The sequence below is a fragment of the Veillonella sp. S13053-19 genome, from assembly GCF_002959835.1.
GTDB lineage: Bacteria > Bacillota > Negativicutes > Veillonellales > Veillonellaceae > Veillonella > Veillonella rogosae.
On record NZ_PPDA01000002.1, the window covers coordinates 141,420 to 161,602 of the forward strand.

18 protein-coding genes and 3 tRNA genes are annotated in these 20,183 nt (G+C 41.2%); 5 read left to right on the forward strand and 16 right to left on the reverse strand.

Annotated features, from left to right (window positions below):
• Positions 1-14: 14 nt before the first annotated feature.
• The 7 genes from hypA to hcp all read right to left on the reverse strand — a co-directional run bounded on the left by hypA (position 15) and on the right by hcp (position 8,102).
• The gene (hypA, locus tag VEHSUH06_RS00795) at positions 15-356 is read right to left on the reverse strand and encodes a hydrogenase maturation nickel metallochaperone HypA (protein WP_005385455.1); all 342 of its coding nucleotides are present in this window, start codon (positions 354-356) and stop codon (positions 15-17) included.
• Complete coding sequence (locus VEHSUH06_RS00800; protein WP_105097411.1) at positions 349-1,176, reverse strand: bifunctional 5,10-methylenetetrahydrofolate dehydrogenase/5,10-methenyltetrahydrofolate cyclohydrolase; 828 nt, start codon at positions 1,174-1,176, stop codon at positions 349-351. Before VEHSUH06_RS00800 ends, hypA begins: the two co-directional genes overlap by 8 nt.
• A gap of 118 nt (positions 1,177-1,294) precedes the next feature.
• Positions 1,295-3,262, reverse strand: a complete 1,968-nt coding sequence (locus tag VEHSUH06_RS00805; RefSeq protein ID WP_199179702.1) for a penicillin-binding transpeptidase domain-containing protein — start codon at positions 3,260-3,262, stop codon at positions 1,295-1,297.
• Entirely contained in the window at positions 3,262-4,680 is a 1,419-nt protein-coding gene (locus VEHSUH06_RS00810) for a CCA tRNA nucleotidyltransferase (RefSeq protein WP_105097413.1), read from the reverse strand. Before VEHSUH06_RS00810 ends, VEHSUH06_RS00805 begins: the two co-directional genes overlap by 1 nt.
• Before the next feature lie 70 nt (positions 4,681-4,750).
• Positions 4,751-5,623 (reverse strand): L-serine ammonia-lyase, iron-sulfur-dependent, subunit alpha, encoded by an 873-nt coding sequence (gene sdaAA / locus VEHSUH06_RS00815; RefSeq protein WP_105097414.1) that lies wholly within the window; start codon positions 5,621-5,623, stop codon positions 4,751-4,753.
• Positions 5,624-5,634: 11 nt separating this feature from the next.
• Complete coding sequence (gene sdaAB, locus VEHSUH06_RS00820; protein WP_105097415.1) at positions 5,635-6,297, reverse strand: L-serine ammonia-lyase, iron-sulfur-dependent subunit beta; 663 nt, start codon at positions 6,295-6,297, stop codon at positions 5,635-5,637.
• A 239-nt stretch (positions 6,298-6,536) separates the two neighbouring features.
• Positions 6,537-8,102, reverse strand: a complete 1,566-nt coding sequence (hcp, locus tag VEHSUH06_RS00825) for a hydroxylamine reductase (RefSeq protein ID WP_105097416.1) — start codon at positions 8,100-8,102, stop codon at positions 6,537-6,539.
• Positions 8,103-8,372: 270 nt separating this feature from the next.
• On the opposite strand from hcp, the gene VEHSUH06_RS00830 reads away from it, so the two are divergent.
• Positions 8,373-9,098, forward strand: coding sequence for a Crp/Fnr family transcriptional regulator (locus tag VEHSUH06_RS00830; protein ID WP_105097417.1), 726 nt, complete (start codon positions 8,373-8,375; stop codon positions 9,096-9,098).
• Positions 9,099-9,197: 99 nt separating this feature from the next.
• Here VEHSUH06_RS00830 and VEHSUH06_RS00835 read toward each other — a convergent pair whose 3' ends face one another.
• The 4 genes from VEHSUH06_RS00835 to VEHSUH06_RS00850 form a co-directional block, all read right to left on the reverse strand.
• Positions 9,198-11,096, reverse strand: coding sequence for an LPO_1073/Vpar_1526 family protein (locus tag VEHSUH06_RS00835; RefSeq protein ID WP_105097418.1), 1,899 nt, complete (start codon positions 11,094-11,096; stop codon positions 9,198-9,200).
• 9 nt (positions 11,097-11,105) lie between these two features.
• Entirely contained in the window at positions 11,106-11,657 is a 552-nt protein-coding gene (locus VEHSUH06_RS00840; protein ID WP_105097419.1) for a TIGR01440 family protein, read from the reverse strand.
• Between the two features lie 224 nt (positions 11,658-11,881).
• Entirely contained in the window at positions 11,882-12,442 is a 561-nt protein-coding gene (locus VEHSUH06_RS00845) for a Fe-S-containing hydro-lyase (protein WP_009352515.1), read from the reverse strand.
• Between the two features lie 19 nt (positions 12,443-12,461).
• Entirely contained in the window at positions 12,462-13,304 is an 843-nt protein-coding gene (locus tag VEHSUH06_RS00850; protein WP_105097420.1) for a fumarate hydratase, read from the reverse strand.
• Between the two features lie 738 nt (positions 13,305-14,042).
• Here VEHSUH06_RS00850 and VEHSUH06_RS00855 point away from each other — a divergent pair.
• The 4 genes from VEHSUH06_RS00855 (at position 14,043) to VEHSUH06_RS00870 (ending at position 15,315) form a co-directional block, all read left to right on the forward strand.
• Positions 14,043-14,118 (forward strand) — tRNA-Asn (locus VEHSUH06_RS00855).
• A gap of 4 nt (positions 14,119-14,122) precedes the next feature.
• Positions 14,123-14,197, forward strand: a tRNA-Glu gene (locus VEHSUH06_RS00860).
• A gap of 3 nt (positions 14,198-14,200) precedes the next feature.
• Positions 14,201-14,276 (forward strand) — tRNA-Val (locus tag VEHSUH06_RS00865).
• A gap of 121 nt (positions 14,277-14,397) precedes the next feature.
• Positions 14,398-15,315, forward strand: a complete 918-nt coding sequence (locus tag VEHSUH06_RS00870) for a hypothetical protein (protein WP_105097421.1) — start codon at positions 14,398-14,400, stop codon at positions 15,313-15,315.
• 46 nt (positions 15,316-15,361) lie between these two features.
• Here the strand turns inward: VEHSUH06_RS00870 and atpC are convergent, their stop codons facing one another.
• The 5 genes from atpC to atpH are packed head-to-tail and all read right to left on the reverse strand — an operon-like array spanning position 15,362 to position 20,180.
• On the reverse strand, positions 15,362-15,769 hold the full coding sequence (atpC, locus tag VEHSUH06_RS00875; RefSeq protein ID WP_105097422.1) for an ATP synthase F1 subunit epsilon: 408 nt from the start codon (positions 15,767-15,769) through the stop codon (positions 15,362-15,364).
• Positions 15,770-15,772: 3 nt separating this feature from the next.
• The gene (atpD, locus tag VEHSUH06_RS00880) at positions 15,773-17,197 is read right to left on the reverse strand and encodes a F0F1 ATP synthase subunit beta (RefSeq protein ID WP_105097423.1); all 1,425 of its coding nucleotides are present in this window, start codon (positions 17,195-17,197) and stop codon (positions 15,773-15,775) included.
• Positions 17,198-17,215: 18 nt separating this feature from the next.
• Positions 17,216-18,070 (reverse strand): ATP synthase F1 subunit gamma, encoded by an 855-nt coding sequence (gene atpG, locus VEHSUH06_RS00885; protein ID WP_009352465.1) that lies wholly within the window; start codon positions 18,068-18,070, stop codon positions 17,216-17,218.
• A 3-nt stretch (positions 18,071-18,073) separates the two neighbouring features.
• Positions 18,074-19,612 carry a F0F1 ATP synthase subunit alpha gene (atpA, locus tag VEHSUH06_RS00890; protein WP_105097424.1) on the reverse strand — a complete coding sequence of 513 codons (1,539 nt, stop codon included), beginning with the start codon at positions 19,610-19,612 and terminating at the stop codon, positions 18,074-18,076.
• 16 nt (positions 19,613-19,628) lie between these two features.
• The gene (gene atpH / locus VEHSUH06_RS00895) at positions 19,629-20,180 is read right to left on the reverse strand and encodes an ATP synthase F1 subunit delta (RefSeq protein WP_009352269.1); all 552 of its coding nucleotides are present in this window, start codon (positions 20,178-20,180) and stop codon (positions 19,629-19,631) included.
• Between the last annotated feature and the right edge of the window lie 3 nt (positions 20,181-20,183).

Sequence of the window (20,183 nt, forward strand, 5' to 3'; positions counted from 1 at the left end):
TCCTAACCTTTCTATCAATCGATATCCATGGAGGTCACTTGTAGTTCGCGGCCACCAATGGTTTGTACGAAATGACTGTCACAATAGGGACAGATAAACTTATAATTTTCTACAGGAAATGTTTTATCACAATCCAAGCACTTTCCTTCAATAGGAATTGTGTTAATTTCTATGCGAGAACCTTCTGCGGCAGTCCCCTTTGTAACGGCTTCCCAGCAAAATAGGAGAGAATCTGGCTCTACTCCACTCATAAGGCCCAAATCGAGTTGAACGGAATGGATCACAGATGCATCGTGTTGGCGTAACGTATCGAGGGCTACATCAAGTATGCCTTCTGCTATAGACATCTCATGCATGGTATGCCTCATATACAGCTTCAAGCATCATAGTAGTCGTTACAGAGCCTACACCACCAGGCACTGGAGTAATTGCAGATGCAATATCTTTTACCGCTTCATAATCAACATCGCCTACCGTCTTACCTTCTAGTTCATTAATGCCTACATCGATAACAACAGCACCTGGCTTAATCATATCTGCTGTAATCATATGAGCACGACCCGCTGCAGCAATAACAATATCGCCACGTTTTACTTGATCTCCTAAATCAGGAGTTCTGGAATGACAAATTGTAACCGTACCATTTGCACCGAGAGTCATAAGAGCTACTGGTTTACCAATAACTTGGCTACGACCAACTACAACCACATGTTTGCCTTCCACAGGAATATCATAGTGATTTAAAATTGCCATGCACGCCTTGGCAGTACAAGGGGCAAAGCCACCTTTACCGGCAGTTACAAGACCAATATTATACGTAGTTAGACCATCGATATCTTTTTTAGGATCTAGCATATCGATAAGAGCCTCTGTATCAATGTGTTTAGGCATCGGCATTAACGGTAAAATCCCATGAACAGCCGCATCATTATTTAATTCTTGCAATGCTGTAACTACTTCATCCTGTGTAGCCGTTTCAGGTAATTGTTTTAACACAAAGCCATAGCCAAAGTTCTTGGCTGTCTTTTCCATAAATGTAGCGTACATATGAGCACCGTGGTCTTCACCAACGAGTAATACTGCCATAGTAATTACAGAGTCGCCAACTGCTGCAACTTTTTCTTGTAAAATCGCCTTGTGAGCGTCTGCTACTGCTTTACCGCGTAATTCGATCATAAGTATCTCCATTCATTCAAACTATCTATAAAATAAGGTGCCTCCGGAGAGGCACCTAAGTCTCTTATTCTATTATATAACGAACTGTCTATAATTTCTAATTATGACCGAATTCGTTTTATCTACGGAAATGAACAGTAATTGCTGTACCAGCCTGAACAGTTGTACCGCTACTTTCATCTTGAGATGTAGCCGTACCAGTTCCATCCGGTTTAAAGGCAAGTCCCGCCTTATGTAACCAATCACGCACTTCACCATAGGTAAAACCAGTAAAGTTAGGCAATGTAACAGAACCATCACTTCCCGGTTTTGGTTCAGGTAATGTATTAGCAGCTTTAACAGCTACTGGTGTACTTTCTTTAACATACGGACTCATTTGGTAATACCGTACAAGTTGAGATACGATGTCCTTAAATACAGGGGCTACAATTTGACTACCATAATAAGAACCCTTTTGTGGGTCATCAATAACGACAAGAACTACAAATTTTGGATCCTCTACAGGGCCAAAGCCAATAAAGGACGCAATGTATTGTCCGTCGAGATAACCGCCATGTTTGGTATCTAGTTTTTGCGCCGTACCAGTTTTACCGCCGAAGTGATAACCTTCTACCATCGCTTTTGTACCGCCACCTTCGGATACTTCTTTTTCTAGAATATCTACAATGGTTTTAACGGTTTCCGCCGGAACTGGTTGTCCCACAACAGATGTTTCAGTCGTACTTGTTACATCGCCTTGAGAGTTACTATAAGACTTGATGATATGTGGTTTCATCATAGCCCCACCATTAGAAAGTGCACCAAAGGCGCGAACCATTTGTAATGGTGTAACCGCAATACCTTGACCGATGGACATAGTCGCAACGTCTAGCTTACTCATATCCTCTGGATTATACAAGATACCTGCTCCTTCACCAGGCAATTCAATACCTGTTTCAGAGCCAAAGCCATAATCACGTACATATTTCGAGAGAATATCTGCACCTGTTAATGTACCAATTTCAGCCATACCAGTATTAATAGAGTACTTCAAAATATCTAGCAAACGAACAGGACCATATCCCTCACCATTCCAGTTTCTAATGATATGTCCATTGGCAGCGAAGGCCCCTTTATCGTTATACACAGTGTCTAACTTCCATTTGCCTGCTGCAAGAGCTGCAGATGCAATGATAGGTTTGAATGTAGAGCCTGGTTCATATAAATTGGTAACCGCAATATTTTTGAAAGCCTCTTCACCACTTTGGTTGTAGTTATTAGGATCGTAACTTGGACGATTGGCCATCGCTAATATTTCACCGTTCTTTGGATCCATAACGATAACGCTGGCATGCTTAGCTCCTGTATCAACCATTGCCTTATCAAGAGCGCGTTCTGCAATAAATTGAATTGTTGCATCGATGGTTAAGGTTACACTTTTACCCTTATCTGGTAAAAATTTAGATAGTACGGAACCAAAGATGGCATTCCCTTTATTATCAGTAGCTACAATTTCTTGTTGTACGCCCCCCTTTAATTCGTCATCAAGAACCATTTCTAGACCATCAAGACCTTTATCATCAGTACCGACAAAGCCTAATACTTGTGCCGCTAAGACACCATTTGGATAATAGCGCTTAGATTCTTCAACGAAATTAAGGCCTGCAATATTATTATCCTTAATAACTTGTTGTACCCCTTTTGATTTATCTGCATCCATCATACGATTCAACCAGACAAAGGCGGTATCCTCTTGCAAAGCTTTCACAATATTCTCTTTTGACATCGTTACATACGGTGAGATGAGATCCGCAATCTCTTGAGGAGACTGTTTAATCATCTTTGGATCCGCATATAAAGATTTTGTAACTACACTCATCGCCAAAGGCTTGCCATTACGGTCATAGATTGTACCACGCGGCGATTGTAATTTTCTATCTACTTGAACTTGTAATAAGTTTTTCTTCTCTAGGTCAAAGGTATCAAAGACCTGTAACTGTGCTAAACGCCCGATAAGGACGAAGGCAACGGTCATGAGTATGGCAAGGCACCACGTAGTGCGACTCCAATCACTCATGCGTAATAACGCTTTATTTAATAACTTCATCATTTCTCCACTGGACGGCGTAACTTATGGTCTAATGCATCATATAATGCATCTGGTTCATTGGGAATCACCCCATTTTGTACCTGACCTAATAAATACTGCAATCCTTCCCCCACTTTTTTCCCTGCAAGCTTAATAACTCGTTCGTCATAATTTAAATCCTTTGTATGGATAGGCATCTCTAGGCTAAGATCTGCCATACATTCACCAAAGGCTAAGGTGCCATCAGTCGATGCATAAGGCTTCCCACAGCCTAATACATCGGCAGCACAAACCTTAGATAATTGTTCCCATGCAATTCGCATAATTTGACTATCTCGAAACTCACCGCTGCGAGCCTCTTTACGGATCCACTTTTTCTCATTAGCTTCTCCATTTTGTACAAAATAGTGAAAGCGCATATGATTTTTTACAATCCAAGCTACACGGCGCACAAAACTCTTAGGGTAACCTAAACGAGTAAGTAATGTTTCTGTCATTTCAGCCCCTAAGGTATCATGGCCACGATCCGTTAAACGTCCGTTAATAACAGCTCGTACTGCCGGCATCCCCTTTGCTACATCGTGTAACAGTGCACCCCAACGTAATGTTAAATCTGGTTCTGTATGAGATACAACGGCTAATGTATGATACCAACCATCAAATTCGTGAAAGTCTTTTTCTTGTGGTAAATTCACAAGATGGTATAGCTCTGGTAAAATAGGCACTTCACGAGCGATGCCATTTTCTACAACGCGACAAGAGCACTCGGCCAAGCGAGATTGTACTAATACATCAAGGCCCTTAGCCACAGCAGGCTCTAACATGAGTCGGTCCAGTTCACTACGAACTCTCTCGAGAGATAACCCAGGCACACGATGAAATGCCTTTGGCATGGCCTCTAATAAATCTTTACTTGGTAAAAAATCTAGCTTCGCTACAAAGCGACAGGCTCTAAATAATCGCAATGCATCCTCTTCAAAACGTTTCTGCGGATCGCCGATAGTGCGCAATGTTTTATGCTTGATATCTCGGCGTCCCCCTACTAAGTCTATGACCTCACCATAGCGGTTCATAGCCATGCCATTAACCGTGAAGTCACGGCGTAGTACATCTTCCTCTAAGGTATCGGCATAGGCTATTTCTTCGGGCCGATGACTATCCGCTCCATATCGCTCTGTTCTATACGTAGCGATTTCATACTGCTTACCTTCTAATGTTGCCACCACAACACCAAAGGATTTGCCCACAAGGTCTGTGGTTTGAATATCATGACTGCGGAGAACATCAATGACCGTATCGGGACGTGCAGACGTCACAATATCGAAATCATGAGGCTTTTGATGCATTAATATATCCCGTACAGCTCCGCCTATAATATACGCTTCATAGCCAGCCTCTTCTAGTACTGTCAATATTCGATTTGCTTGTTCCATCATGCACACCCCCTTTTCTAAACTAGTCTAATCTTTATTTTACTACAAATGAAAGCATGAAAAAAGTGCAATCCTATAAGGATTGCACTCGTTCTGCAATAGCTGTACCTGTCGGTGTTACCGCAAGGCCACCATCACTTGTTTCACGCAATGCGGCTGGCATAGCGCGACCAATATTATTCATCGCTTCAATAACTTCATCTGGTGGAATTTGGCTTTCAATATTCATCAAAGCCAGCTCAGATGCAGTAATAGCGTGAACTGCATAGAAACCATTACGCTTAACGCACGGCACCTCTACGAGACCCGCCACAGGATCACAAGCAAGACCTAATAAGTTTTTCATACACAACGCAATAGCATGGCCCACCTGACGCGGTGTACCACCCATCATTTCTACGATAGCCCCTGCAGCCATACATGCAGCTGTACCAATTTCAGCTTGGCAACCACCCACTGCACCAGCAACGCAAGCGCGATTAGCCACCACATTACCAATACCGGAAGCGGCTAAGAACCCCTTCACTACAGTAGCTCTATCTAGTTTATAGTGATCAGCCACGGCTTTCACAGCACCAGGCATAACACCGCAAGACCCAGCTGTTGGACAGGCAACAATGCGGAACATTTTTGCATTTGCCTCGTTTACAGCAATAGCATAAGTCATCGCGTTGTACGCGATTTCGCTCATAAAACGTGGGGATTGACCGTCAAGCTGTGCCGCCTGACCACCGGACATACCAGATGCAGTTTTATCAGTATAGGCAATACCATCTTGGATAGACATTTCAAAAATATCTAAACGATGCTCAATTTCTCGAATAACTGCCTCTTCATTGCGGTCATAATTTTCTAATTCATAACGCAGCACTACATCGCCAAAGGAAATATTATTTTCCTCAGCTAGGCGAATAATATCTGCAATTGTATCATATGCATAGCTCATTATTCACCCTCCTATAACGCTTCAAAGGTCATTACATCTTGAATGCCTGGACACTCGCGCATAAACTGAACTGTAATGGGATTTACCACCGAATCGGTAGTAATGACCATCACTGCATCCTTGTGCTTGCCCTTACGGAATACACGCATCGTAGCAATATTAATATCGGACTCACTCAAGGCTTGACTGATAAGAGAAATTGCACCAGGGCGATCCTCGTGGAATACGACAAGCGTGAACTCATCACCTGTGATCGACATGTCATTACCATCCACTTCGGTAATCATAATTTGACCACCGCCGAGAGATCGACCGATAACAGTCATATAACGATTATGGTCATCATACATATCAAAACGAACCACGTTAGGATGACCAACATCTAATGGAGACTCGATAAATGAATACTCCATCCCCTCTTTTTTTGCCAAATCATGAGCGATACGAATATTCGTATCATCCTCTTTATAACCTAATAAACCGCCTATCAAAGCACGATCTGTACCATGACCTTTATAGGTCTTAGCGAAAGAACCATACAAGGTTAAATCCACCTTTTTAGGAGTGGATCGGAAAATACACCGCGCCATCTTACCTAGCCGCGCAGCTCCCGCTGTATGCGAACTAGACGGACCAATCATAACAGGCCCTATAATATCAAAAATACTATTCATACACGCCTCTATATACACATAAATAATGTGAGAAAATTCTTACTTTACCTATAGTATAACAATCAATATTAACCAATGTCTATATGCACATTAGAGGCATCTTTGTTTGTCTACAGAGGACTAATAGTGCAGTAAAAAACGCACCTAAGGCAAACCCTAGGTGCGTTATTTATAACAACAGTCCTAAATCATAAAAGAGAGGGGAAGTAGGACTGTGGTTAACAAGTTAACAGATCCTATTAACCCAAGATAGCTTTCATGTCAGCTTCTGGAGTTGTAATTGGATGTAAGTTGAATTTCTCTACCAAAATGTTCAATACATTGCTGGAGAAGAATTTAGGCAAGGATGGGCCGATGTAGATGTTGCGGATACCCAATGCCAACAATGTTAATAAGATACATACCGCTTTTTGTTCGTACCAGGACAATACCAATGTTAATGGCAAGTCGTTTACGTCACATTCAAATGCACCAGCCAAAGCTACTGCTACTTGAATAGCGGAGTAAGCATCGTTACATTGACCCATATCAAGGATACGAGGGATACCACCGATTTCGCCGATGTTAAGGTCGTTGAAACGGAATTTACCACAAGCCAATGTCAATACTACTGTATCTTCTGGAGTTTGTTTTACGAATTCTGTGTAGTAGTTACGGCCTACTTTAGCACCGTCACAACCACCTACTAAGAAGAAGTGTTTGATTGCGCCAGCTTTTACAGCGTCGATTACTTTATCAGCAATGCTCAATACTGTACCATGACCAAAACCAGTAGTTACTTCGTGACCACCGTTGATACCAGTGAATTCTTGAGCTTCTTTATAGCCGCCCAATTCGATTGCACGGTTGATAACTGCGGAGAAGTCTTTAGTACCGTCTTCTTTTTCTTCGATGTGTGCACAGCCGTCGAAACCTACCATATCTGTAGTGAAGATATTTTCTCTGTAGTTTTCTTTTGGTGGCATAATGCAGTTTGTAGTGAACAAGAATGCGCCAGGAACGTCAACGAATTCTTTTTGTTGGTTTTGCCATGCAGTACCAAAGTTACCTTTTAATTGAGGATGTTTTTTCAATTCAGGGTAAGCGTGGCAAGGCAACATTTCACCATGAGTATAGATGTTTACACCTTTACCATCAGTTTGGATCAACAATTGTTTCAAGTCGTGAAGGTCATGACCAGTTACAACGATGAAAGGACCTGGTTCTACAGTCAAAGGTACTGTAGTTGGTACTGGTGTACCGTAAGATTCTGTATTAGCTTTATCAAGAACAGCCATACATTTTAAGTTGATTTCGCCAAATTCCATCAAAAGACCAAGCCATTCTTCAGCGCTGTGATCTTTCGCCATTTCTACTAAACCTTTAACGAACCAAGCGTCAACGTCAGCATCATGGAAACCAAGGCGAGCAGCATGCCATGCGTATGCAGCCATACCACGCATACCTAACAACAATGTGGAACGAAGAGATACGATATCTTCTTCACCTTTCCACAATTGTTCCCAATCGAAGTTTTGTTGAGTGCTGTCCACTTGTGCATGGTAAGCGTTTACTTCGTCGATGAACGCTTGAACGCGATCTTCAGAGAAGTTAACGTTTGTTACACACATGAACAAACCACGCATTAAATAATCGATACCTTCTTTAGTGTGGCCTTTTACGTCTAAAGCGCGAGCCAAGCCAACTAAAGCAGCAGTTAATTCGTCTTGTAAGTTAGCAACTGGTGCAGTTTTACCACATACACCTTGTACAGTACAGCCGCCTGGTGCTGCAGATTGTTCGCATTGATAACAGAACATGCTCATTTAAAATCCTCCTTTGCGAGACTTCCTCGCATTCAAGCTAGATAATATAAAACCTATACATTACACTGATGAATTATCAGGTGTCTGATTGATTACATTTGAAAGTATAACGTAAAGGTGATACAATTTCTGTAGCTTGAGCAACAAATAAAAACTTTTTCAAATTTTTCCTGACTCCCCTTGTGGAACAGGTAGACCATTTGGCCCTATTATACTATTATACAATAATCATTATAAATTGCTATAGATTTTGTCACACCGGAGGTGCTTATGAAGCAAATACTTTCAGAAGATATTATCAATCAATATATGCCTACCCTCACGAACTGCCCTCTATTCAATAAATTGGGAGAAAACGAGTTACGTGGCTATTTGCAAAATGCGCAAGTTCTTGTTCACAGTTATAAGAAAAACGACTTTATCGCCCTCTCTGGAGATCCTATGGAAGGTATAGGCGTTATCTTAGAAGGTAGCGCTCTTTTAACTCGGGAAAATATAATGGGCCAACGTGTTATCATGGCTAATCTAGAGGAATCCGATATATTTGGCGAGGCTTTGCTGTTTAGTAAGCAACCTTTATGGCCTGCTACGATCAAAGCAATAAAAGCTACAAAAATCATGTTCATACCTCTTGAAACATTTATCGATACCTTACCAGATTGCCAACAATGCCAAACTAAAATCTTATCGAATCTATTAGAAGACTTATCGGAAAAAGCAATTCTCTTAACAAGAAAAGTACATTATCTTACATTAAAAGGAATGCGCGAGAAGATTTTTGCATACTTAACAGATATTTATAAACGCCAACAATCTAAAACAATCCAATTGCCGCACAACCGCGAGCAAATGGCAGAGGTGCTCAACGTATCTCGCACAGCGCTTAGCCGTGAATTAGGCCGCTTGCGTGATGAAGGCATTATCGACATTACAGGTCGCACCGTAAAATTACAAAATATTGATGAAATTGAAGAATTTGGTTTTAATAGCTTTTAGTACCATCTAAATTATTCTACAAATTAAACACAAAAGGTCTCCCTAAATTTTAGGGAGACCTTTTTATTACCTATATTACCTATTGTAAAGTTATGTCGCTTAGAACCAATGAGATAGATCAAACTCCTCGCCAATTGTAGCTTTCACATGAGCTCGGCCTAAGTAAAGACCTAGCAAGGTCAAGCTAATTTTAGACATCGGCGTTTTATCAAACACATCCGCCAAATCCAAAAGAACTGGAGAAATATCATCCATAATATCACGCGCCTCTTGCCCTCTGAAAGCAGTTGGTTTGCTCTTCATCAGTGCCAATAGATCTCGTTGAACCATGGAGTCAGAAATACGAGTTTGTCTAAAGAAGCGTGGCGCCAAGGATTCATCAACTAAAGCCAATTTATATAAATTGGAGTTTAAGCTGCGTACCACATAGCGTGGATCTACACCGCGACCATCGGTAGCACGGAATAGCTCTTCCTTAGAGAAGCCACGGTAGTTAAATACAAAGGGATAAGAATTGGATAATACTTGTGCCAATGTGATGGGTTCACGTTCCTCTTGAGTACAGCGCAAGTAATCAAGCTGACGATAGAAGGAAGCATTTTGAGGCAAATCAGAAATAAATGGCTCAATGTATTTTTCTACATAATGTTGGAAATGAATCAATCCATAGTTATTGGAGTTTCTAGAATATTGCAATAACAAAGTTAACGCCATAACTTGGAAGTGACCTAGTGTTAAATGTGGTAATACGCGCAATGCATCAAAGGCTACTAAATAAGGCGTACTTGATTTAGGAGATTGCACAACATCGAGGAAGGCCCCTAATGCAGCGGACTTCATCCACTCCGTATTTGTTGCAGCATACGCCTTTTGCATGCTCATCAAAGCTTCTTGAATAACAATATTATCTAGCAATGCATTTATTTCAGCTAGCTTTGTAATATTAAGTGCTGCTAAAGCATCTCTTGTAATATCTTCTACATAATATTGTGTATCCCCATGCAACACACCAAAAGCATGTACAAATGGAGCAATAGCTAATTCAATGCATTTATCTTCATGCGCCGCTCTAGCCCATTGACCAGTAGGAACCTCTTCATCAACTAAGCTTGCTGCCGCTAATTGTGCCTCAATTTCAGATGCATCAAATAGGCGAGTTTCATCTAATACAGATGGTCCGTCCGCAGTTTGTACATCATCAGCACCGCCAATCATTTGAGTGACTTCCATATTTTCAGCTTCATCAGCAGCTAAAACCTCTACAGATTCGCCCATAGCAATGGTGTCCTCTACAGAACTTACTCGATTACGAAGCTCATCAGTTACCTTGTCTAAGACAATAGTCTTATCCATTAATGGAGTACCTTGATTGCCATTAGAATGCTTGATATCGGAAACAGCAGTCATCACAATAGTTTCATCTGAAACAGAAGGGGTTACCACGTTCTCATCTTCAACGACAGCAGGTTTAACTTGTAACACTTCACCTGTTGTATCATCAGCTACAGGCTCAGGCCTTGTAGATTGAGAATTGCTGCTTTCACCAGCAGTAGACTCTGTACTAGTCACAGCAGCATTGTGATCATCTAAGGCTAAGGAGTAACTAGTAGATGTATTTTCTACATGTGTATGCTTACCATCTCTTCGATTGAAAGATGTATCTGTAGAATCAACTAAAGCTTCTGTAGAATCATTATGTAAAGCCTCTGCAGGTTTATCATGTAAAACTTTGCCAGATTGACCTTCAGTGGAATCAGCAATCGATGCAGTATATACATTAGTACCACCTGCATGGGTTATCGTTACATCACCATGCTTAGATTCCGTTGCAGTTGGAGTATCCTGTTGCTCATCAATATGATTATCAACATTTACACTTTTATGTGACTTTTGTTTCGGCTGACTTTCACCATCACTACGACTAAAAACGGCGTAGCAAATAGCAAAGAAGCCCAATGCCACGACGACTAATACAAAATATGGTATTACGTTTGACATATTATCCCCCTACATCAACGCTTCATTATATGCAGCACGTTCCCCGCCGATGCTCTTTGGACGAACACGACAAGCAGTTATATGGGCTTCCCCAATTTCTTTTAAACTAAGACGTACTGGTACTGTAACATGTTTCATATGCATGCCTATGAAAGTGTCCCCAATATCGATGCCTACATCAGCTTGAATAAATTCAACCATTACAGGATCATCAAAACGTTCATACGCCGTTACAGCCATAGCGCCACCTGCATGACGTTGAGGTACTACATTTACCTCTTCCTCCCAGGTCATTGCACTACGCTCCATAACAAGAGCACGATTAATATGTTCACAGCATTGAACTGCCAAATTAAGGCCTCTCGCCTTAACAGCCGTATATATTTCATCAAATACGACCTGAGCCACATCTAGATGGGAATCAGTGCCGATTTTTTTACCTACAATTTCGCTAGTGGAGCAGCCCACAACGAATAGTTGACCTTCTCGAACCTTTGCCAAATCAAGTAGTTCAGCCATCGCTGTGCGAACTGACTGACGAATAGTTTCTACAGAAGTCATGTTATCGCCTCACTCACTTTGAATGTATAAAATCTATATGTATATTATCATAAAATGGACAGAATCGGTAGACTTTACTCTACACATCTGTGGTGAACATCTCATGATACTAACTTATAAACTGTAAAAGTATATCCTTATACTATTATCATACTATTAAAGAATGAAGACAACCAAAAAGAGGCTTGCATTTGCAAGCCTCTTTTAATCACTCAGCGGTGATATTAGATTTTTCTGTAAGGTTTTTGGCCTTCTTCGTAGAAGTTGTTACCTTCAGTATCGCCAACTACGATGCAAGGGAAGTCTTCAACTGTCAATTCAGCCAAAGCTTCTGGACCAAGTTCACCATAAGCAAGTACTTCGTATTTTTTGATGGATTTTGCAATCAATGCTGCAGCGCCACCAACTGCTGCGAAGTATGTGCAACCATTTTTCTTCATGGATTCAACTACTGCTGGTTTACGGGAACCTTTACCGATCATGCCTTTGATACCTTGATCAAGCATTGTTGGTGTGTAAGCGTCCATACGACCAGAAGTTGTAGGACCAGCGGAACCAATTGGATCACCAGGTTTAGCAGGTGTTGGGCCAAGGTAGTAAACGAATTTGTTAGTCCAATCGATTGGTAATTTTTCGCCACGTGCTAAAGCTTCAGTCATAACTTTATGAGCAGCGTCACGAGCGGAGTAAATTTTGCCAGTGATAAGAACGCTATCACCAACTTTTAATTTACGGGAAAACTCTTCATTATATTCTTCAGTGTTAATGCGAATTGTTTCAGCCATTGTAATTACCTCCTATCGATTAAAGTTCTGCGTGAGCATGACGAGCAGCATGGCACATGATAGTAACTGCAACAGGAAGACCAGCGATATGAGTTGCACCCCACTCGATGTTTACACCGAGACAAGTTGTAGTGCCGCCCAATTGTGGACCGATACCAGTTTTGTTAACCATTTCCATGATTTCTTCTTCTAATTTTGCATAGTCAGCATCTTTATGAGGAGTACTAATATCGCGAAGCAAAGCTTTTTTGGACAAAACAGCTGCTTGGTCCATAGTGCCACCGATACCTACGCCAAGTACGATTGGAGGGCATGGGTTAGGGCCAGCTTTTTTAACGATTTCAAGAACTGCATTTTTAACGCCTTCAACGCCGTCAGCAGGAACAAGCATAGCTACACCAGATTTGTTTTCAGAACCGAAACCTTTAAGCTCTACTTGGATATCTACTTTATCGCCAGGAACGATGTCAGTGTAGATAATAGCTGGAGTGTTGTTTTGAGTGTTCTTACGGTTGAACAATGGTTCACCTACAACGGATTTACGAAGGTAACCTTCGATGTAACCAGCTGCAACGCCTTCATTGATAGCTTCAGTAAGGTCGCCACCAACGAAATGAACGTCTTGACCTACTTTTAAGAATACCATTGTCATACCAGTATCTTGGCAGTATGGGCGATCTTCAGCATCAGCGATTTCAGCGTTTTCGATGAGTTGATCAAGAACGATACGACCTACTGGAGACTCTTCTGTTTCACGACCTTTTTTCAAGCCTTCATAGATGTCTTTTGGCAAGTGGTAAGCTGCATCCATACATAATTGACGGATAGTTTTTGTAATTTCAGATACTTGGATCTCGCGCAAGATAATCCCTCCTCAGGAAAAATTGAATATTAATTCTAATACCGTGAGATAACTTTTAATTCTCAAGCGTATAAGATATGTACAACTTATACACATTGAGATTTACTCTATGCATCAATCGTAACACACAATATACAGCCTTTCAACGCCTCAACTATACAGTTTTCTCAATGCTTTTCAGGTTTATGAGAATTATTTTCACGAATATTCTTGTATAAATTTCGGTAATTCAATAGACTATATATACCATGTTTTATAATGATGAAAACTCTTTCATAATGTGATAAAAGTCATAGTTTATCATACGTTAATCCTATTTTTACGCCCCTTATCTATAGGGGCTTTCTAATATATAGATTTAGTTTATAATTACTCACAAACCCAGACTATATCTAATAAGATAAATACACTTTTCTATTAACTGATATTACTTTTCAAATAAATCTTTTAAACTTTTCTACAATGCATGTGTATACCGATTATCTTCAATATACTTATATTGCTAACTCTCGTTCATATTCTGTCATTTAACACCTCAAAAACTCAGTAACTACCTATATTTTTAAAACTCTATAGAGTTTATTAATTTTAGTGACTTTCTTATCAATATTTTTAATAACTAATTTTACGTATAAAGTTATGTGTTTTAGTCATACTTAAGAAGGTTTAATTTATAGTAATTTTAAAAAAAAGGCTTGCTTTTATAATTAATCTAACATATAATAACAATCGTACCATTCCTCGATAGCTCAGTCGGTAGAGCAATCGGCTGTTAACCGATCGGTCGTAGGTTCGAGTCCTACTCGAGGAGCCATTCTGGCCCGTTGGTCAAGCGGTTAAGACACCGCCCTTTCACGGCGGTATCCCGGGTTCGATTCCCGGACGGGTCACCACATGGACGATTAGCTCAGCTGGGAGAGCGCCTGCCTTACAAGCAGGATGTCGGCAGTTCGATCCTGTCATCGTCCACCAGAACAAAGGAGCAAGCAGACTGCTTGCTTCTTTTTTTTGTATATGTGATATAATAGTACCAGTTGTTTTGTTTGTAATTTTAAATTGTGATTTTAAAAGAGTTTTATTAAGAGGAGGAATTATGTTTCGTAACTTCGAATTCTGTAAACGTCCCCTACTTGCAGTACTAGGTGTACTACTTGCATCTACATTAGCAACAGCTAATGCTGCTACCATTGATATGAGTCAATTAACTTCTAACGGAGCTAAACCTGTAGTAATTAGTTCTATGGCAGCCAACCAAAATAGTGCTGCGCCTATCGTTAATATTGAAACCAATACACAACCTACTACAAAGGTAGCAAACACACCTGTATCTACACCAATTTCTGGCACTCCAGAAAAGGCAACTATTAGTACATCTAACGCTAATTACGATGGCCATTTAGAGAACTTCCCTAGCCGTAAAGTAACAATCGTTGTACCAGCTAAATTACGCAATGAAAATACAGCGCAATTTGGTCGTTATATGACAGATCGCTTGTCTAATACGCTTAAATATCCTTATTATGATACTGCTATTGTAAGTACTAATACACCAACTGCACAAATCAGAGCGGTTGACCTTGCTCAAATTGCAGCGGCACAAAATTCTGAAATCGTAATTATGCCAGTACCATTACAAGACATCTATGTACAAGTTAATGGTGTTAATGGTATTAATAGTCCATATGCATATAACGATGAAGATCGTGAAATCTACATTACTGCAAAAGTAAATGCATTATTGTACTACTACGATGTAAACGACAAAGTTGTTCACACTGTTCGTACAGGCTTCAACCAAACTGATGATTCTTTGACTATGCCAACACATAAAGCTGTTTGGAATAAAGTTATGAATGTGTTACTTGATAAATTGCCATACAAACGCATTCCTACAGACCGTGACCGCTACCAAGCGCCCGGTATTAACTCTGAAACACCAGTTGTACTTGATTTCCAAGTAGAGCAACCAAGAAATACAGCGTACTCCTTAAAAGGCGTTAGCGTATTATAATGAACAAATGAAAAGAAAAGGCTAGCCCCTCGGCTAGCCTTTTATCTTATAGTTGTTTAGTTACATGCAAACGTAACAAAGCACGTTGCAATGCCGCTTCTGCTCGCTCTACATCAATATCAGGTGTAGGATTAGCCAAACGGCCTTCAGCACGCTCTTTCGCACGCTGAGCACGCTCCACATCAATAGATTCTGGATCTTGGCAATCTGGTGTTACAATACTCACCTTATTATGTTCGATTTCACAGAAGCCACCAAATACAGCAAGTTCACGAGATGTTCCATCTGGTTGATCAATGCGTAAAGGTGCTAAGTCTAATGCAATAATCATAGGTGCATGATTTGGCAAGATACCAAAAGCACCGTCGATAGCCTTACCTACGAAAAAAGTAGATTGCCCTTCGAAGACAATTGCATCAGGTGTGATTATTTGTAGGGTCATAGGTTCCGCCACGGATTATTCCCCCTTCTCTTGCATTTCCTTTGCTTTTTGAACGGCTTCATCGATGGTACCAACCATGTAGAATGCGCCTTCAGGCAATTCATCATGTTTACCATCTAAGATTTCTCTAAAGCCTCTCAATGTTTCGGACAATGGTACGTATTTACCAGGAGAGCCTGTAAATACTTCGGCTACGAAGAACGGTTGACTCAAGAAACGTTGAATCTTACGTGCACGAGATACAGTCAATTTATCTTCGTCAGACAATTCTTCCATACCAAGGATTGCAATAATATCTTGAAGATCTTTATATTTTTGCAATACTTCTTGCACGCCACGCGCTACAGCATAGTGTTCTTCACCAAGTACATGTGGGTCCAAAATACGGCTTGTAGAATCTAACGGATCCACCGCTGGATAGATACCAAGTTCCGCAATGGAACGAGACAATACTGTTGTTGCATCCAAGTGAGCGAATGTCGCCGCTGGAGCAGGGTCAGTTAAGTCATCGGCAGGTACATATACAGCTTGTACAGAAGTAATAGAGCCTTCTTTTGTAGATGTAATACGTTCTTGCAATGCCCCTACGTCATTAGCCAATGTAGGTTGGTAACCTACGGCAGATGGCATACGACCTAAGAGGGCAGATACTTCAGAGCCCGCTTGGATAAAGCGGAAGATGTTATCGATAAACAAGAGCACGTCTTGTTTCTTCACATCACGGAAATATTCAGCCATTGTAAGGCCAGTAAGACCTACGCGCATACGAGCCCCTGGTGGCTCATTCATTTGGCCATATACGAGGGCTGTTTTGTTGATAACGCCGGACTCTTTCATTTCGTTCCACAAGTCGTTACCTTCACGAGTACGTTCGCCTACACCGGAGAATACGGAGTAACCACCGTGCTCTGTAGCGACATTATGAATCAATTCCATGATTAATACGGTTTTACCTACACCGGCACCACCGAAAAGGCCGATTTTACCACCTTTTACGTATGGAGCGATAAGGTCAACGACCTTAATACCTGTTTCCAAGATTTGTGTATCTGGAGAAAGGTCATCAAATTTAGGTGCTGGACGGTGAATCGGCCATTTTTCATCAGCTGTAACTGGAGCTGGATCATGGTCTACCGTTTCACCAAGTACGTTAAAGATACGGCCCAATACGCCTTCCCCTACAGGGACGGAAATAGGATTGCCAGTATCTTCCGCGTCCATATTACGTGTCATACCATCAGTAGAGCTCATCGCAACGCAACGAACTGTGTCGTCACCTAAGTGTTGCATAACCTCTACTACGATTTTTTGTCTATCGTGTGCTTTATGGTCATGGTAGATGTGGATGGCGTTGTAGATGGCTGGCAAATGACCAGCATCGAAGCGCACGTCTACAACTGGGCCGATGACCTGCACAACTTTACCAATATTATTACTCATCGACAGATGTCTCCTTATTTATTGCAAGGCATTAGCGCCACCAACGATTTCAGAAATTTCGTTTGTAATACTAGATTGACGCAACTTGTTGTATTCAAGGCCTAAGGACTCAATGAGTTCCCCTGCATTATCTGTAGCAGATGTCATGGCGGTCATACGAGCACCCAATTCACTTGCTGCAGACTGCAACAATCCATTATAAACAGTAATCTCTAAATATTTTGGTAGCAACGCCTCCAAGACAGATACAGCAGATGGCATGAAATCATACTCTTCGCCCTTTACCTCATCTTGTGGTTGCTCTATCGGCAACAAGCGCTCAGCCTGTGCAATTTGCGTCATAGAATTTACAAAACGTGTATAGATCATGATGACTTCGTCAACTTCATGACGTTCGTATAGTGAAAGTGCTTCATGCATGATGGCACGAGCATGTTCATAGGAAGGTTTATCGGAGAAGCCCGCATAAGACTTATCGATATGAATCCCTCTGGATTTCATGCTGTCTCTAGGTTTTCTACCCGCCGTGATTACACGGTATGTACTAGGATCTTTGCCTTTTAATTCTTCCATAGCAAACTTAAGTACATTAGACGAGAATGCCCCAGCAAGACCTTTATCCGCACCGACTACAATGTAGCAAGTACGTTCAACAGGTCGAACATCTAAAAGAGGACTTTCAAAGCCTTCTAAATCACTATTAGACATATGACGCAAGATTTGCCCAATCTTTTCTGCGTAAGGACGCGTAGCTTCCGCTTTAGTTTGTGCCCTACGAAGACGAGCAGAGGCTACCATCTTCATCGCTTTAGTAATTTGTTGCGTATTGGTAACACTTTTTATGCGTTTTCGCAAATCTTGTGCACTAGCCATACATTACGCCTCCTTACGAGACACTAATGTATGAGTAGAACCAAATGCTTCTACACATTCTGGGATTGCTTGTTTCAATAGATTTTCAGTTTCGTCCTCGATTTTCTTGGACTTTTCAATGTTTGTGATAATTTCAGGATAGTTAGCTTTTACATAACGTAACAGTTCTGCTTCGAATGCCAATACATCCTCAACTTGAATATCTGCCAAATATCCTTTTGTACCAGCATAAAGGTTAATAACCATTTCAGCTACGCTCATTGGCTCATATTGACCTTGTTTCAACATTTCAGTTAAACGTTGACCACGATCAAGTTGAGCACGTGTAGCCGCATCAAGGTCGGAACCGAATTGAGCAAAGGCAGCTAACTCACGATATTGAGCAAGGTCCAAACGCAATTGGCCCGCTACTTGTTTCATCGCTTTAGTTTGCGCACTACCACCTACACGGGATACGGACAAACCTACGTCAACAGCTGGACGAATACCAGAGTAGAACATATCTGTACCCAAGAAAATTTGGCCATCCGTAATAGAAATAACGTTTGTTGGGATGTATGCAGATACGTCACCTGCTTGCGTTTCGATAATAGGCAACGCTGTAATGGAACCGCCACCAAGTTCAGGTGAAAGTTTTGCAGCGCGCTCTAATAGACGGCTGTGTAAGTAGAATACATCGCCTGGATACGCTTCACGCCCTGGTGGACGGCGTAACAATAGGGACATAGCACGGTATGCAGCCGCTTGTTTTGTTAAGTCATCATATACGCACAATACGTGTTTGCCTTGGTACATGAAGTATTCACCCATGGCAACACCAGCGTAAGGAGCGATATATTGAAGAGGAGCACCAGTAGAAGCACTAGCAGATACTACGATTGTATACTCCATAGCGCCTGCTTCTTCAAGCTTTTGTACTACGCGAGCTACAGTAGATTCTTTTTGACCAATGGCTACATAAATACAAATAACATCTTTGCCTTTTTGATTCAAAATAGTATCTAATGCAATCGCAGTTTTACCAGTACCACGGTCACCGATGATAAGCTCACGTTGACCACGACCGATCGGTACCATCGCATCAATCGCTTTAAGACCTGTTTGTAAAGGTTCGTGTACAGATTGACGATCCGCAATACCAGGTGCTGGATGTTCGATAGGACGACGTTCTGTAGCTTGGATAGCACCCTTACCATCAAGAGGTTGACCAAGAGGGTTCACTACGCGGCCAATCAAGGCATCCCCTGCAGGAACGTCCATAATTTTGCCAGTACGGCGTACTTGGTCACCTTCTTTAATCAAGAAGTCATCACCTAATAGTACGGCACCAACATTATCTAATTCTAAGTTCAAAACCAAGCCATATACGCCGTGAGGCAATTCTAACAACTCACCGGCCATGGCTCTTTCAAGACCATAAATATGGGCGATGCCATCCCCTACGTCGAGAACAGTACCCACGTCATCGACATTGAGGTCAACATCATAGTCCTGAATCTGCTGTTTGATTATAGCAGTGATTTCTTCAGGCTTCATTTTCATATATACCCATTCACCCCTATCTAATAGAGTTCGTTCTTAATAAAGATTTTTCTAATTCTTCTAAACGGCGAGCTACAGAGCCATCGATGCGTTTATCCCCTACTTGGATAATGATACCACCCATAATAGATGGATCTTGACGTACGGATAAGATGACATCTTTTCCTGTAACCTCTCTTAGTTTAGCTTGTACAGATGCTTCTACATCAGCTGTGATTGGTTCTGCCACAGTTACAGTAGCTTCCAAAATACCACGAGCTTCACGTGATTTTTGAATAAACGCTGCAATAGCTTCCGCTATATAACGATGACGTCCACGTTTAATCATCACATAGATAAAGTGTAGAGCTACTTTGTCGATACTAGATTCAAAGATTCTACCAACAAGTTTAATCTTCGCATCTTCAGTAACGATTGGATTTTCAAGGAATGAACGAAGTTCAGGCTGTTCTGCCATAACGGAAGCTACATAGCCTAATTGCTCCTCCATGAGTTCCAAATTATTTTGTTCTTGAGCTAATTCAAACATAGCCGAACCATATTTATCTGCTACAATTTCTATGCTCATCGT